Source organism: Streptomyces sp. NPDC088157 (assembly GCF_044741545.1).
Taxonomy (GTDB): domain Bacteria; phylum Actinomycetota; class Actinomycetes; order Streptomycetales; family Streptomycetaceae; genus Streptomyces.
In genome coordinates this window covers 136,707-151,515 of record NZ_JBIUSU010000013.1, presented here as the reverse complement: position 1 = coordinate 151,515, position 14,809 = coordinate 136,707, and the positions used below count along the sequence as shown (strand labels likewise).

The 14,809-nt window shown below is 71.4% G+C and carries 16 protein-coding genes and 1 pseudogene; 11 read left to right on the top strand and 6 right to left on the bottom strand.

Annotated features, from left to right (window positions below):
* The first annotated feature begins 10 nt into the window (after positions 1-10).
* Positions 11-1,342 carry an aminotransferase class I/II-fold pyridoxal phosphate-dependent enzyme gene (locus ACIPFH_RS39320; RefSeq protein WP_401834233.1) on the top strand — a complete coding sequence of 444 codons (1,332 nt, stop codon included), beginning with the start codon at positions 11-13 and terminating at the stop codon, positions 1,340-1,342.
* Between the two features lie 91 nt (positions 1,343-1,433).
* Here ACIPFH_RS39320 and ACIPFH_RS39315 read toward each other — a convergent pair whose 3' ends face one another.
* Entirely contained in the window at positions 1,434-2,366 is a 933-nt protein-coding gene (locus ACIPFH_RS39315; protein ID WP_401834230.1) for a DMT family transporter, read from the bottom strand.
* Between the two features lie 74 nt (positions 2,367-2,440).
* Here ACIPFH_RS39315 and ACIPFH_RS39310 point away from each other — a divergent pair, with 74 nt between their 5' ends.
* A complete protein-coding gene (locus ACIPFH_RS39310; protein WP_356259099.1) occupies positions 2,441-3,343 on the top strand; it encodes a LysR family transcriptional regulator in 903 nt (300 codons plus the stop codon).
* Between the two features lie 33 nt (positions 3,344-3,376).
* Here the strand turns inward: ACIPFH_RS39310 and ACIPFH_RS39305 are convergent, their stop codons facing one another.
* A complete protein-coding gene (locus tag ACIPFH_RS39305; RefSeq protein ID WP_401834227.1) occupies positions 3,377-3,844 on the bottom strand; it encodes a pyridoxamine 5'-phosphate oxidase family protein in 468 nt (155 codons plus the stop codon).
* A 129-nt stretch (positions 3,845-3,973) separates the two neighbouring features.
* On the opposite strand from ACIPFH_RS39305, the gene ACIPFH_RS39300 reads away from it, so the two are divergent.
* Positions 3,974-4,621, top strand: coding sequence for a cysteine hydrolase (locus ACIPFH_RS39300; protein ID WP_401834225.1), 648 nt, complete (start codon positions 3,974-3,976; stop codon positions 4,619-4,621).
* Here ACIPFH_RS39300 and ACIPFH_RS39295 read toward each other — a convergent pair.
* Positions 4,608-5,108, bottom strand: a complete 501-nt coding sequence (locus tag ACIPFH_RS39295; protein WP_401834223.1) for a Rieske (2Fe-2S) protein — start codon at positions 5,106-5,108, stop codon at positions 4,608-4,610. The two genes, ACIPFH_RS39300 and ACIPFH_RS39295, sit on opposite strands and share 14 nt — an antisense overlap.
* Before the next feature lie 192 nt (positions 5,109-5,300).
* Between ACIPFH_RS39295 and ACIPFH_RS39290 the strand changes: the two genes are divergently transcribed.
* From ACIPFH_RS39290 to ACIPFH_RS39260, 7 genes are all read left to right on the top strand, one after another.
* Entirely contained in the window at positions 5,301-6,056 is a 756-nt protein-coding gene (locus ACIPFH_RS39290; RefSeq protein ID WP_401834220.1) for a HipA family kinase, read from the top strand.
* On the top strand, positions 6,053-6,469 hold the full coding sequence (locus ACIPFH_RS39285) for a DUF3037 domain-containing protein (RefSeq protein ID WP_356259084.1): 417 nt from the start codon (positions 6,053-6,055) through the stop codon (positions 6,467-6,469). The genes ACIPFH_RS39290 and ACIPFH_RS39285 overlap by 4 nt, the downstream gene beginning before the upstream one ends.
* 134 nt (positions 6,470-6,603) lie before the next feature.
* Entirely contained in the window at positions 6,604-7,365 is a 762-nt protein-coding gene (gene fabG / locus ACIPFH_RS39280; protein ID WP_359124730.1) for a 3-oxoacyl-ACP reductase FabG, read from the top strand.
* A 40-nt stretch (positions 7,366-7,405) separates the two neighbouring features.
* Positions 7,406-8,167, top strand: coding sequence for an SDR family oxidoreductase (locus ACIPFH_RS39275; RefSeq protein WP_401834218.1), 762 nt, complete (start codon positions 7,406-7,408; stop codon positions 8,165-8,167).
* Positions 8,168-8,374: 207 nt separating this feature from the next.
* On the top strand, positions 8,375-9,958 hold the full coding sequence (locus ACIPFH_RS39270; RefSeq protein ID WP_401834216.1) for an ABC transporter substrate-binding protein: 1,584 nt from the start codon (positions 8,375-8,377) through the stop codon (positions 9,956-9,958).
* A 90-nt stretch (positions 9,959-10,048) separates the two neighbouring features.
* On the top strand, positions 10,049-10,741 hold the full coding sequence (ung, locus tag ACIPFH_RS39265; RefSeq protein ID WP_401834214.1) for a uracil-DNA glycosylase: 693 nt from the start codon (positions 10,049-10,051) through the stop codon (positions 10,739-10,741).
* Between the two features lie 124 nt (positions 10,742-10,865).
* Positions 10,866-11,372, top strand: a complete 507-nt coding sequence (locus ACIPFH_RS39260; RefSeq protein ID WP_356259071.1) for a hypothetical protein — start codon at positions 10,866-10,868, stop codon at positions 11,370-11,372.
* Between the two features lie 98 nt (positions 11,373-11,470).
* Here ACIPFH_RS39260 and ACIPFH_RS39255 read toward each other — a convergent pair whose 3' ends face one another.
* Positions 11,471-11,959 (bottom strand): hypothetical protein, encoded by a 489-nt coding sequence (locus ACIPFH_RS39255; protein ID WP_401834211.1) that lies wholly within the window; start codon positions 11,957-11,959, stop codon positions 11,471-11,473.
* A 111-nt stretch (positions 11,960-12,070) separates the two neighbouring features.
* Positions 12,071-12,151, bottom strand: a pseudogene (locus ACIPFH_RS39250) (DUF664 domain-containing protein); the annotation flags it as partial.
* 193 nt (positions 12,152-12,344) lie between these two features.
* On the opposite strand from ACIPFH_RS39250, the gene ACIPFH_RS39245 reads away from it, so the two are divergent.
* The gene (locus ACIPFH_RS39245; protein ID WP_401834209.1) at positions 12,345-13,256 is read left to right on the top strand and encodes a Gfo/Idh/MocA family protein; all 912 of its coding nucleotides are present in this window, start codon (positions 12,345-12,347) and stop codon (positions 13,254-13,256) included.
* On the opposite strand, the gene lnt is transcribed toward ACIPFH_RS39245, so the two are convergent.
* Positions 13,174-14,745 (bottom strand): apolipoprotein N-acyltransferase, encoded by a 1,572-nt coding sequence (gene lnt / locus ACIPFH_RS39240; protein ID WP_401834208.1) that lies wholly within the window; start codon positions 14,743-14,745, stop codon positions 13,174-13,176. The genes ACIPFH_RS39245 and lnt overlap by 83 nt on opposite strands.
* Positions 14,746-14,809 lie beyond the last annotated feature (64 nt).

Sequence of the window (14,809 nt, the reverse complement as noted above, 5' to 3'; positions counted from 1 at the left end):
AATGTTGTTTGTGCTAGGAGAATATCGGATCAACGGCCGACGCGCAGCGGACATTTCCGCGAGCATCGAGGCGGCGGTGGGTACGGGTGAACTGGAGCCGGGGCAACTGCTGCCGCCGATGCGGGAGTTGGCTGCGGAGCTGGGGGTGAATCCGAACACCGTCGCGGCCGCCTATCGCACCCTGCGTGAGCGCGGGGTGATCGAGACCGACGGTCGGCGGGGCAGCCGGGTGCGGTCGAAGCCCGCCACGACCGGGCGCGAGTTCCTCCGGGTCGAGGTACCGGAGGGTGTACGGGACGCGGCCGCCGGCAACCCGGACACGGCTCTGCTCCCACCGCTGGCGCCGGCGTTCGCCTGGGCCGCCGCCCAGGGCGACCGGGAGCCGGTCCTGTACGGGCACGCGCCGGTGGAACCCGAACTGGCCCGGCTGGCCAGGGCCGACCTGGACGCCGACGGTGTGCCGGCCGGGCCCGTGGCCGTCACCTCCGGTTCGCTCGACGCGATCGAACGCGTCCTCGCCGCCCATGTCAGGCCGGGCGACACCGTGGCCGTCGAGGATCCCGGCTGGGGCTCCCTCCTCGACCTCGTCCCGGCGCTCGGACTGCGTCCGGTGCCGGTCGGCGTCGACGACGAGGGTCCGCTGCCCGAGCACGTGCGTCGGGCCCTGGAGGCCGGGGCGCGCGCCCTGATCGTCACCGACCGGGCCCAGAACCCGACCGGCGCGGCGGTGAGTGCCGCACGCGCGCGTGCGCTGCGCGCCGTGCTGCGGGACCACCCGCGGACCGTGCTCGTCGAGGACGACCACGGTCATCGGATCGTCGACCTCCCCCTGCACCCCCTCGCGGGCGTCACCCGGCACTGGGCCTTCGTGCGCTCGGCCGCCAAGGCGTACGGACCCGACCTGCGTTTCGCCGTTCTCACCGGGGACGATCTCACCCTGGACCGGGTGCGCGGGCGGCAACGGCTCGGACCCGGCTGGGTCAGCCGGATCACCCAGCGTGCGGTGGTGCGGCTGTGGGCCGACGGCACGGTCGACGCGCGGGCCGTGGCCGAGGCGTACGGGAGCCGGCGTGACGCGTTGATCGCCGCGCTGGCCGCGCGGGGCGTCGAGGCGCACGGACGCAGCGGGATGAACGTGTGGATTCCGGTGCCGGACGAGACGGGCGCCGTCGCCCGGCTGCTCCAGGCGGGGTGGGCGGTCGCGCCCGGCGCGCGCTTCCGGATCGAGGCCCCGCCAGGAATCCGGATCACCGTGTCGACGCTCCGCCGGGAGGAGGTCGCCCCGCTGGCGGACGCCGTCGCTTCGGCGGTCCGGGTGGGTGACGTCCGTGGATACGTCTAGCGCGCGGCGGTAGGCCGCTGCCGCCTCACGGTCCGCCGCCCCAAGGAGCCGGACCCCCCACACGCCGGGCACCGCATCCAGCTCCCGGTGCTCAGGGCCTGCCGCGTGCCTGGGTCAGGGCTGCTCCTGCCAGGACGATCGCCGCGCCCACCGGGGTCGACCAGCTCAAGGGCTCGTCCAGGATCGCGACTCCCGCCGCCGTCGCGATGACGGGGATGAAGTACGTGACCATCTGGGCCGTCGTCGGGCCGACCTCCGCGACCAGGCCGTACTGGATCAGCAGGGCGAGGCCTGTCCCGAGGGCGCCCAGGGCGGCTGTGGCGAGCAGCGGGACGAGGGGGAAGCGGCTCGGGAAGGAGGTGAACACGGGGGTGACGACGGCCAGTTGCAGCGTGGCCAGCAGGAGCTGCGCGCCGGTCATCGACAGGGCCGAGGAGCCGGTGTGTGCCAGGGTGCGGCGGAGGTAGATCCAGCCGATCGGGTAACTGAGCGAGGCCAGCAGAGCGAGGGTCGTACCCCGGGCGTCCAGGCCGTGGAAGCCCTGCCAGGCGCCCAGGACCGTCAGAACGCCCAGGAAGCCGAGGCCCAGGCCCGCGACGCGCAACCGGGTCGGCCGGTCCTCCGACAGCGCCACCAGGGACAGAGCCATGCCCCACAGGGGGGAGGTCGCGTTGCAGATGCCGGCCAGGGTGGACGGGATGGTCAGTTCCGCGTAGGCGAACAGCGAGAAGGGCAGGGCGTTGAGGAGGAACGCGGCCACCGTCAGATGCGCCCAGGTGCGTGCCCCGCGCGGCAGCCGCTCCCGCTTCACCGCCATCGCGACCGCCAGCATCGCCGTACCGAACGCCAGCCTCCCCAGGGTGACCTGAAGGGGCGCGTAACCCCCGGTGCCGACCTTGATGAGCAGGAAACTGAAGCCCCAGATCAGCGACAGCGCGCCGAAGCGCAGCCGCCAGTCGAGGGCGCGGCGCGGGCGGGCGGGGATGTGCGGGGAGGTCCGGGCCGGGGCGGTGACAGCAGTCATGAGCGTAACGATGCTGTACGCCCTCTCGTAACACAATCGAGAATTTCCGAGCGATATCTCGTAGCATCGCTTACATGTTGAACCTGGAGCGCCTGCGTACCCTCGACGCCCTGGCCCGGCACGGATCGGTCAGCGGCGCCGCCCAGGGCCTGCACATCACCACCTCGGCGGTCTCGCAGCAGATGGCCAAGCTGGAACGGGAGGTCGGGCAGCGCCTCCTCGCCAAGCACGGGCGGGGGGTGCGGCTCACGGACGCGGGGCGGCTGCTCGCCGACCACGCCTCCCGGATCCTGTCGCAGGTCGAGCTCGCCCAGTCCGATCTGGAGGCACAGCGCGGACAGGTGGTGGGTGAGCTCCGGCTCTCCGCGTTCCCGACCGCGGCGCGCGGGCTGTTTCCCGTCGCGCTCGCCGAACTGCGCAAGGCGCATCCGGGACTGCGGCTGCGGTCGTGCGAACTGGAACCGGAGCGTGGCATCGCGGGTGTCGTCCGCGGCGACCTCGACCTGGCCGTCGTCCTGGACTGGTACAACAAGCCGATGCCGGTGCCGGACGGCCTGGTCAAGGCGCCCATCCTGGATGATCCCGCCGATGTCGCCATGCCGGCCGGGCATCCCCTCGCGGGCCGTGACGAGGTGGACCTCGGGGAGTTCGCCGAGGACGAGTGGATCACGTGGGGCGAGGGCGAGTTCTGTCACGAGTGGCTGATGTTCACGCTGCGCTCGCGGGGCGTCGAGCCGATCGTCGGCCACCGGGCGGCCGAGACGCACACCCAGCTCGGGCTGGTGGCCGCCGGACTGGGCGTGTGCATCGCGCCGCTGCTCGGACGTCACCCGGTGCCCGAAGGCGTCGTGACGGTCCCCCTGCGGCAGCGGGTGCGACGGCATGTGTACGTGGTCTGGCGGGCGGACGCCGACCGCCGCCCGTCGATCCGGGCGGCGGTGGCCGCGCTCAAGGCGGCGGGAGAGTCCGTGGGCTGACCGGCCCGGCTCGGCACGTCGGGCCGGACGGCTCTACGCGCCGCCCAGCTTGCGGAAGTCCCAGGACACGATCTTCTCCGGAGTCAGCCGCACCCACGCGTGCCGGCCATCGTGCGGCATCGCGTCCAGGCCGAAGTTCTTGCGTGCGAACAGCGTCTCCACGGCGTCGAGTTCGGCACACAGTTCCCCGGTGCGCGGACTCTCGCCCACGAACTCCACGACGCCGGACAGCTCGACGCCCCGCAGCGCGTCGTACTCCTCGCCCGTGTCGATCACGATCGCGACCCGCGGATCGCGGTTCAGGTCCGCCCAGCGCTTGCTGCGCACGACCGAGTAGAGCCACAACGCGGTGCCGTCCCAGAGGAACCACAGGGCACTGACATGCGGGGCGCCGTCGGTGGACACGGTCGCGACGCGGCAGGTGCGCTGGAGGGTGAGGAACGCGTCCAGTTCACCCGGCGACATCATGATCTTCCGGCCCCGACGCTGAGTGACGGTCATCCGGCCCCCTCATTCTTCTCTTGTGTGTATGCCGCTCTCCTGAAATTCCGTCAGGAAAGCATGGGTCTTCTTCCTTCTGCGCGCAATGGCGGTTAGTGTCGCCCGCCCCACACCGACGCAGGGGGAGTCATGCCGTCGTACGAACAGCTCAGCGCCCTCCTGGACCCGGCCACCACCGTCCTGATCACGGTGGAATGCCAGCAGGGCGTCGTCGGGCCGGGTGCCGCGCTGCCGCAGCTGGCCCGTGAGGCAAGGGAGTCGGGAGCCCTCGCCAACGTCGCCCGGCTGGTGGCGGCCGCTCACGCGAGCCGCGTCCAGGTCCTGCACGCCGTGGCCGAGCGCCGCCCCGACGGCCGGGGCGCCAACCGCAACGCCCGGCTGTTCCGCGCGGCGGAGCGCCTTCCCGTCCAGCAGCTCACCGGCAGTGCCGCGACCCGCCTCGCGCCCCCGATCGAGGTCGCCGAGCAGGACCTCGTGGTACGGCGGCTGCACGGGCTGTCACCCGTCCAGGGCACCGATGTCGACGCCCTGCTGCGCAACCTGGGCTGCCGCACCCTGGTGGTGACCGGGGTCTCGGCCAACGTCGCGATCCCGAACACCGTCTTCGACGCCGTCAACCGGGGCTACTCGGTCGTGGTGCCGTCGGACGCCATCGCCGGGGTGCCCGCCGACTACACCCCCGCGATGATCCGCCACACCCTCGCATTGGTCGCCACGGTCGCGACCACGGACGAGGTGCTGGGCTGCCTCCGGCGGCCGGCCGTCAGGCCAGCGTGATCGAGTCACCGCTGACGGTGATCGCCACCTCGGGCAGCGACTTCTGCGCGGGACCGCTCTTCACACTGCCGTCGGTGATCGAGAAGTTGCTGTTGTGACAGGGGCAGTTGATCACTCCGTCGGCGATGCTCTTCACCGCGCAGCCCTGGTGCGTGCAGACGGCGGAGAACGCCTTGTACGTGCCCGCCGTCGGCTGGGTGACGACCACCTTCTCGGCGTCGAAGACCTTGCCACCGCCCTCGGGGATGTCGGCCGTCTTGGTGAGCGCGGCGCCGGCCGAGTTGTCCCCGCCGCCCGTGCCGCCGGTGCTCGCGGCCTCGGTGGAACCCGTGGAACCGGACGTGCCGGCCGAGGCCGACGAACTCGACGAGTCGTCGTCGGAGCCTCCGCACGCGGTCAGCGCGACGGAGAGCCCGGCGGCTCCGGCGGCTGCCACGACGGTACGGCGGGCGGGCCCCGATGCGGACTTGATCGATGCGCTGGTCATGCTGGAGGTTTCCTTCCAGAGGGGGTGCGTGGATCTGCCGACTGGTACGGGCCGCGGGCGCTGCTCGTTCAGTGCCCCCGCCAAGTCCGGACAGTGTCGAGATCTTGACCCGTTCGAGATGAGTGCGGCGTAAGCCAGAGCTGTCACGGAGCTGTCGGCCGCGCATCGTTCCAGGCCCAGTAGCCTGGGGCGATGCTCAAGGAAGTCATCGCGACCCGCTTCGTCACCCCCCTGCGTGAGGGCGGCTCCCTGCCGGGACTCGTCGAGGCCGACGACTTCGGTCTGTACGTCATGAAGTTCACCGGCGCCGGCCAGGGCCGCAAGACGCTCGTCGCGGAGGTCGTCTGCGGTGAACTCGCCCGCAGGCTCGGCTTCCGGATGCCCCGTCTGGTGACCGTGGAGCTGGACATCGTGCTGGGGCTCGGTGAACCCGACCAGCAGGTGCAGGGGTTGCTGAAGTCCAGTGGCGGCACCAACCTCGGCATGGACTTCCTTTCCGGCGCCCTCGGCTTCGACCCGCTCGCCTTCCCGGTGAGCTCCGAGGAGGCCGGCCGGATCGTCTGGTTCGACGCCCTCGTGAACAACGTCGACCGGTCCTGGCGCAACCCCAACCTGCTGGTCCACCACGGCGACCTGTGGCTCGTCGACCACGGCGCCACCATGATCTGGCAGCACAACTGGCCCACCGCCGAGACCTCCGCGGCCCGCCCGTACGACGCCTCCGACCACGCGCTCACCCCGTTCGGACCAAACGTCGCGGCCGCGGCGGCGGAGTTGGCGCCCCTGGTCACGGCCGACCTCCTCGCCGAGGTCACCGCCGAGATCCCCGACGTGTGGCTGGCGGACGAGCCCGGCTTCGACACCCCGGACGCGCTCCGGCGTGCCTACGCCGCACCCCTGCTCGCCCGCGCCGCCGTCATCCACGACCGCATCAAGGGGACCAAGTGACCGAGCGCCACATCATCAGGCCGGGCCAGGGCGGCGACCGGGACGTCTACGAGTACGCCCTGCTGCGCGTCGTACCGCGCGTAGAGCGCGGCGAGTGCATCAACGCGGGCGTGCTGGTGTACTGCCGCGGCCAGGACTACGTCGGCGCCCGCACCCATCTCGACGAGGCGAAGCTGCTGGCGCTGGACCCGGACGCGGACGTGGCCGGGGTGCGGGCCGCCCTGCGGGCGGTCGAGGGCGTGTGCGCGGGCGGCGCGTCGGCCGGACAGGCGGCGCTCGACGACGCGGGACGGCGCTTTCGCTGGCTGATCGCGCCCCGCTCGACGGTCGTCCAGCCGGGTCCCGTGCACACCGGGCTCACCACCGATCCCGCGGCCGAGACGGAGCGGCTGCTGGAACTGCTGGTGAGGTAATGGATCACACCCGCGCCGTGTGGCGTTGACACCGGGTGCCAGGGCTTCTAGCGTCACGTCTGTCGAAGGTACTAAGCGGTCGCTCACCACTCGGGCGCATCCAGATTTTTTCTCAAGGGCGAGGAGAACCAGCAATGTCCACCACTGAGCAGCGGGTCGCCGTGGTCACGGGCGCGGCGCGCGGCATCGGAGCCGCCACCGCCGTACGGCTGGCCGCGGAGGGCCGCGCGGTCGCGGTCGTCGACCTCGACGAGGCCGCCTGCAAGGACACCGTCGAGAAGATCACCGCGGCGGGCGGCAGGGCCATCGCGGTCGGCGCCGACGTCTCCGACGAGGCGCAGGTCGAGGCGGCGATCGCACGTATCGTCGAGGAGCTCGGCGCGCCGACGATCCTCGTCAACAACGCGGGTGTGCTCCGCGACAACCTGCTGTTCAAGATGAGCGCCGCCGACTGGGACACGGTCCTGAACGTGCATCTGCGCGGCTCGTTCCTGATGACCAAGGCCGTCCAGAAGCACATGGTCGACGCCGGCTTCGGACGCGTCGTCAACCTGTCGTCCTCCTCGGCGCTCGGCAACCGCGGCCAGGCCAACTACTCCGCCGCCAAGGCCGGCCTCCAGGGCTTCACCAAGACCCTCGCCATCGAACTGGGCAAGTTCGGCATCACCGCCAACGCCGTCGCCCCCGGCTTCATCGCCACCGACATGACCGCCGCGACCGCCGCCCGGGTCGGCATGGGCTTCGAGGAGTTCAAGGCCGCGGCCGCGACCCAGATCCCGGTCGCGCGCGTCGGCGAGCCCGACGACATCGCCAACGCGATCGCCTTCTTCACGAACGAGGCCGCCGGCTTTGTCTCCGGTCAGGTCCTGTACGTCGCCGGCGGACCGCTCGACTAACGGCCACCTGGGAGCACTAGGAAGCACTGGGGACACGAACATGACTGAACTGCCCGCACTCTCCGGCAAGGTCGCCCTCGTCACGGGCGCCAGCCGCGGCATCGGCTACGGCGTCGCCGAGGCACTCATCGCACGCGGCGACCGGGTCTGCATCACCGGTCGCAACGAGGACGCGCTCAAGGAGGCCGTCGAGCAGCTGGGCGCCGACCGCGTCATCGGCGTCGCCGGCAAGGCGCACGACCTGGAGCACCAGGCCGCCGCCGTCGAGCGCACCATGGAGGCCTTCGGGCGCGTCGACTTCCTGGTCAACAACGCCGGCACGAACCCGGTGTTCGGGCCGATCGCCGACCTCGACCTGGACGTGGCCCGCAAGGTCTTCGAGACCAACGTCGTCTCCGCGCTCGGCTTCGCGCAGCGGACCTGGCACGCCTGGCAGAAGGAGAACGGCGGCGCGATCGTCAACATCGCCTCCGTCGCGGGGCTCTCCGCCTCGCCCTTCATCGGCGCGTACGGCATCAGCAAGGCCGCGATGATCAACCTGACCCAGCAGCTGGCGCACGAGTTCGCGCCGCGTGTGCGGGTCAACTCGATCTCTCCGGCCGTGGTGAAGACGAAGTTCGCCCAGGCCCTGTACGAGGGCCGCGAGGAGGAGGCGGCCGCCGCCTACCCGCTCGCCCGGCTCGGCATGCCCTCCGACATCGGCGGCACCGCCGCCTTCCTGACCTCGGAGCAGTCGGACTGGATCACCGGCCAGAACCTGGTCGTCGACGGCGGAATCTTCCTCAACGCCGGCGTGGGCTGACCCGACGTGGCCTGAATCTCGCTGCCCGCATGGGCGCCGATTCCAGACGGAAACGGCGCCCATGCGGGCGTTCGGCCGTCACACGGGGCGATGACAACGTAGTCACCCCAAAAGTGATCAAGAACGCTGCAAGGGCGCGGGTTCACGGCGCGTGGGGCTGCGGTATGGTCTGCCAACCCTTGGCATGGCAGATCGAGGAGCGTGCGCGTGTTCAACCGGAACCGATCCTTGCAGCAGATGGCGGCGATCGTGTCCATATCCCTGGTGGCCGGATGCAGCCTCCTGGGAGAGGAGAGCTCCGACGACGCCGGACCGATCGTCGTGGGCACCACCAGTGCTCCCAGCACGCTGGACCCCGCCGCCGCCTGGGACGGCTCCTGGGAACTGTTCCGCAACATCTACCAGACGTTGCTGAGCTACCCCATCGGAGCGACGAGCCCCCAGCCGGACGCCGCCAAGTCCTGCGCCTTCACGGACGCCACGAGCCGCACCTACAAGTGCGAGCTGCGCGACGGGCTCAAGTTCTCCAACGGGGACAAGCTGGACGCGAAGGCCGTGAAGTACTCGATCGACCGGATCAGGACGATCAACGCGCCGACCGGCCCGAACGGACTCCTGGGCAGCCTGGACACCGTCGAGACCAAGGGCGACAACCAGGTGCTCTTCCGCCTCAAGGAGGCCGACGCGACCTTCCCGTTCGTGCTCGCCACCCCCGGCATGTCCATCGTCGACCCCGACGACTACTCGGCGAAGGCCCTGCGCAACGAGAACGGCATCGTCGGCTCCGGACCGTACCGGCTGCAGTCGTACGAAGAGGGCAAGCAGGCCGTACTCGTACGCAACGACAACTACAAGGGCTTCGCCGACCGCAAGAACGACGCGGTGACCATCCGCTACTTCCAGGACTCCGGCGAGATGGTCAAGGCCCTGCGCGGCCAGGACATCGACATCACCTACCAGGGGCTCGCCGCCGACGACATCGTCGACCTGCAGGGCAAGGGCGCCGCCAACAAGGGCCTCCAGCTCATCGAGGGCGCCGGCAGCAACATCAACTACCTGGTGTTCAACCCCAAGGACCCGTGGTCCGACAAGGTCGCCGTGCGCCGGGCCGTCGCCCAGGTCGTGGACCGGGCCGCGATCGCCCACAACGTCTACAAGGACACGGTCGAGCCGCTGTACTCCATGGTCCCGTCCGGTCTGACCGGCCACACCACCGGCTTCTTCGACTCCTTCGGCGACCCCAGTACCGCCAAGGCGCGCACGATCCTCACCAAAGCCGGGATCACCGAGACCGTCCCGCTCACCCTCTGGTACACCACCGACCGCTACGGCTCCGACACCGCCCTGGAGTTCAAGGAGATCAAGCGGCAGCTGGACGCCTCGGGCCTGTTCAAGGTCACCCTGAAGAGCCGCCCCTGGAACACCTACGTGGTCGGCTACCAGAAGGGCGAGTACCCGGTGTTCGGGCGCGGCTGGGCCCCGGACTTCCCGGACCCGGACAACTTCGTCGCCCCCTTCGTCGGCGACCAGAACGCGCTCGGAACGCCGTACCCGGCGAAGGAGATCACGCAGGTGCTGCTGCCCCGCTCGCGCGAGGAGAGCGACCGCGCCAACGTGGTGGAGGACTTCAAGGAAGCCCAGCAGATCCTCGTCGACGACGCCCGGCTGCTGCCGCTGTGGCAGGGCAAGCAGTACCTCGCCTCGTCCGAGGACGTCTCGGGCGGGGAGCGGTCGCTGGACCCGTCGACGATCATGATGGTGTGGGAGCTGACGCGGAAGACCAGCTGGTAGACCGTCGGCAGACCGGTCCGGAGGCCGGCTGTCAGTGGTCGCCTGTAGGTTCTGTGCCTGCAAGTGACCGCACGACACAAGGACGTTGACGTGACCGACATCGCCATGCTGCCCGAGTCCTGGCGCGGGGTTCTGGGTGACGAGCTCCAGCAGCCCTACTTCAAGGAGCTGACGGAGTTCGTCGAGGAGGAGCGGGCGGCGGGTCCCGTCTACCCCCCGCGCGAGGAGGTCTTCGCCGCGCTCGACGCGACACCGTACGAGCGGGTGAAGGTGCTCGTCCTCGGCCAGGACCCGTACCACGGCGAGGGCCAGGGACACGGCCTGTGCTTCTCGGTGCGGCCGGGAGTGAAGATCCCGCCGTCCCTGCGGAACATCTACAAGGAGATGCACGCGGAGCTGGGCGCGCCGATTCCCGACAACGGCTACCTGATGCCGTGGGCGCGACAGGGCGTCCTGCTGCTCAACGCGGTCCTCACGGTCCGATCCGGCGAGGCGAACTCGCACAAGGGCAAGGGCTGGGAGAAGTTCACGGACGCGGTGATCCGCGCGGTGGCCGACCGGCCCGACCCGGCCGTCTTCGTCCTGTGGGGCAACTACGCGCAGAAGAAGCTCCCGCTGATCGACGAGACCCGGCACATCGTGGTCAAGGGCGCCCACCCCTCGCCGCTGTCGGCCAAGAAGTTCTTCGGCTCCCGCCCGTTCACGCAGATCGACGAGGCGGTGGCGCGGCAGGGCCACGAGCCCATCGACTGGACGATCCCGAACCTGGCCGAACAGGTCTGACCCGACCCGAGCGACACCGGTCCTGCCGCCGGGCCGGTTCCTCCGCGGACCGGCACGGTGCCGCCTGACCGGGATTGCGGATGCCTGCGGCTAGCGTCGACCCAACGACGCAAGGAGGCCGAGGGTGGCGGAGCGACAGGGGCAGACGGTGCCGGAGGCCCTGCTGACGCGGATCGGACAGGTCGTCATGCTGCACCACGGGGGAGACCGCGAGGAGGCCCGGCGCAGGTTCCTCGACCTGTGGACGGAGATCGCCGAGGACGGCGCCCCGCTGCACCGCTGCACCCTCGCCCACTACCTGGCCGACACCCACGACGACCCCTCGGACGAACTGGCGTGGGACCTGCGGGCCCTCACCGCGGCGGAGGAGCACGCCGGCTCGGTCGAAGTGCGGGCCCTCTATCCGTCGCTGCACCTCAACCTGGCGGCCGACTACGTCAAACTCGGCCGTGCCGAGGCCGCCCGTACCCATGTGCGCAGGGCACGCACGGCGGCCGTGGCACTGCGGGACGACAGCTACGGGGACGGCGTCCGGGCGGCGATCAGCAGGATGGAACTGAGGCTGGGGGCGGGCGCCGACGACGGCGAGGGGGAGTGGGAGGCGCGTGGTGAGTGGGGGCGGGAGTGGTGAGTCCGGCGCGCCGGTCCCACGGCACCCGCGCCCCTTGAGGCCTCACCGCCGGGAGGCGCCGGTGAGGCGGTTCCTCGGTACCGGCGCCCCCTGAAGCCTCACCGCCCGTAGGCCTGCTCGCAGATCGCCGCTTCCGGACTGTCACCCTGCCATCCGCCGTACTTCCTGCCGAGGGCGCACACATCGGTGTTCCGGCGCACCTCCTCCTCCACGTCCGGGATCTCCGGCCACGGCTGTGCGTGCCGCCGGGCCTCCGGACGGGTCGGCTTGTGCGACCGGACGTGCGGACGGGAACGGGACGAGGGCGGCTGTCCGGCGCGGCCGGCCCCCGGCGCCGCGACCGTCCGCCGCCGCTTGGCCGACGCCGTCGGTTCGGGCTCCCGGGACGGCCCGACCATCTCCAGCGCCTCACGGGCCGGCGCCTGCACGACCTGCACCTGGGTTCGCCCGTCCGGTCGCGGCCCGGACGGCAGGGACGGTGCCACGGCCGGACCGGGGGCGACCGGGCGCTGAACGGTCACGCATCCCGCGAGGGCCGAGACGGCCACGGTGACCAGGAGTGCTGCGGTAGTCGTCGTTCGATGCACCCGCGCCACTCTGGTGGTTCCGCCCGCCCGAGCAACAGCTCAGAAGCCGAGGTTGCCCCGCACGGGTGATCTCGTACCACGTACGAGGGAGCGAGCCGCTCCGTGCTGACGTCAGTCCCCGGCGGATCCGTCGATGCGTTCACGGATCAGGTCGGCCTGGCCGTCGTGCCGGGCGTACTCCTCGATCATGTGCCCGCATGGTCGCTCCTGGCGGCCGCCCTCACCACGGGTGCGCAGCACGGACCGGCGGCCGTCGGCCGGGGAGGGGCCCGTATGCTGCCGTACACAGTGGACCGGCCAGTGGCCAGGCAGTGGGCCGAGCAGTGGTTCCACGCGGCGGCCAGGCAGTGGGACAGTCAAGGGGACCGGCAGTGAGGGAGCGCTCGTGAAGGTCGGCTGCGTCGGACTCGGCGACATCGCGCAGAAGGCGTATCTGCCGGTGCTCGGCGCGCTGCCCGGGGTCGAGCTGCACCTGCAGACCCGCACCCCGGCCACCCTCGACCGGGTCGCCGACACCCTCCGCCTGCCCCACGAGCAGCGCCACCACGACCTCGACGCGCTCCTCGCCGCCGGCCTCGACGCGGCCTTCGTGCACGCGCCCACCGTCGCCCACCCCGAGATCGTCTCCCGGCTGCTGGAGGCGGGCGTCCCGACGTACGTGGACAAGCCCCTCGCCTACGACCTCACCGACTCCGAGCGCCTCGTCACGCTCGCCGAGGCGCGCGACGTGTCCCTCGCCGTCGGCTTCAACCGGCGCCTCGCGCCCGGCTACGCGCAGTGCGCCGACCATCCGCGCGAGCTGATCCTCATGCAGAAGAACCGGGTGGGGCTGCCCGAGGACCCGCGCACGATGATCCTCGACGACTTCATCCACGTCGTCGACACCCTGCGCTTCCTGGCGCCGGGCCCGGTCGACGACGTGACCGTGCGCGCCCGGGTCGAGGACGGACTGCTGCACCACGTCGTCCTCCAGCTCGCCGGACGCGGTTTCACCGCGCTCGGCGTGATGAACCGGCTCAGCGGTTCGAACGAGGAGATCCTCGAGGTGTCCGGGCAGGACACCAAGCGTCAGGTCGTCAACCTCGCCGAGGTGATCGACCACAAGGGGCAGCCGACCGTGCGGCGGCGCGGCGACTGGGTGCCGGTGGCCCGCCAGCGCGGCATCGAGCAGGCCGTCCTCGCCTTCCTGGACGCCGTGCGCGCGGGCAGGGTGCTCAGCGCCCGGGACGCGCTGGCGACTCACGAACTGTGCGAGCGGGTGGTACGAGCGGTGCGGGAGCTGTCCGCCGCAGCCTGACCGCCCGCGCCCCCTCCGTGAGCCCGAGGGCCATGAGCACCAGCAGGGCCACCTGCACCGGCCAGTCGCCGTAGCGGACGTACGGGGTGACGCCGTCGGCCAGCGGAACGTCGTAGACGGCCGTCGTGCTCGCGTCCGTGCCCAGCCAGGAGCCGACGCGCCGACCGCTCGCGTCGTACACGGCCGAGACGCCGGTGAGGGTGGAGTGGACGAACGGCCGCCCGGTCTCCGCGGCACGCAGCGCGCCCAGCGAGGCGTGCTGCGCGGGCGCCCAGCTCTTCTGGAAGGAGGAGGTCGACGACTGCGCGACCAGCACGTCCGCGCCGTCCTCGGTGAGGTGCCGGCTCATGTCGGGGAACGCCGTCTCGAAGCACACCATCGGTCCGATGCGCAGGCCGGCCCCGGCGTTCATCACGACCTGCCCGGCGCCGCGCCGTCGGTCCTCGCCGGCCGCCTTGCCGACGGAAGTGGCCCAGCCGAGCAGCGAACGGGCCGGTATGTACTCGCCGAACGGCACCAGTCGCATCTTGTCGTACCGGTCGCCGGTCGGACCGCCCGGGCCGACGAGGATCGAGCTCTTGTAGATACCCGGCCGGTCGGAGCGGCGCGCATCGACGTTGACGAGGATGTCGGCGCCCGTCACGCGGGCCAGTTCCGCCATCCGCCCGGCCAGATCAGGTCGCTCGGCGAGGTCGTACCCGACGCTGCTCTCGCCCCAGACGATCAGGTCCACGTCCTGCCCGACCAGACGCCGGGTCAGTTGCTCCTCGCGGTCGAAGCGCTGGTCGGGCCCGTCGATCACCCCCGCCTGTACGACGGCGATCCGGGTCTGCCCGTCGGCGTCCGGGCGCGGCGCCCACACCCACGCGGCCGAGGCCGTAGCGGCGGTGGCGACGATACCGGCGACGGCCGGCGCCCGGGACGCCGGCACGGAGACCAGCACGGCGGCCGCCACGTTGACGGCCACCACCAGGAAACTGAGCAGCCACACCCCGCCGACGGAGGCGAGCCGCAGCGCGGGCTCCACCTGCCACTGACTGGCGCCGAGCATGCCCCACGGACCGCCGAGCCCCTGCCAGGAGCGGACGAGCTCGATCGCCAGCCAGCCCGAGGGCAGGACCAGCAGTGCGGCGAACACCCGCCCGCGGGTGGGGATCCCGTCCTTGGCGAGAAACCGGCGGACCAGCCACGTCCACGGAGCCCACAGGGCGCCCAGCAGCGCGGCTATGACGAGGGTGAACACGTTCAGGCTCGGCAGCAGCCAGTGGTGCATGGCCAGCATGAAACCGAACCCGCCGCCCCACCCGTCGTACGCGGCCCGCCTCCCGGTCGGCGCGGAGCCGGCGAGCAGGATCCACGGCACGAGCGCCAGGTAGGCCCACCACCACAGGGCCGGCGCGGGGAACGCGAGCACGGGCAGCGCGCCTGCCAGAGCAGCGACGGCCGTACGCCGCCAGGGGGAGGTGAGCCAGTGGCCGAACGTCTTCATACGGCACCTCCCTACCCGCGATGGGAGTCTTCAGTGTGCGCGTCTCGGACGATCTCCGACAGGG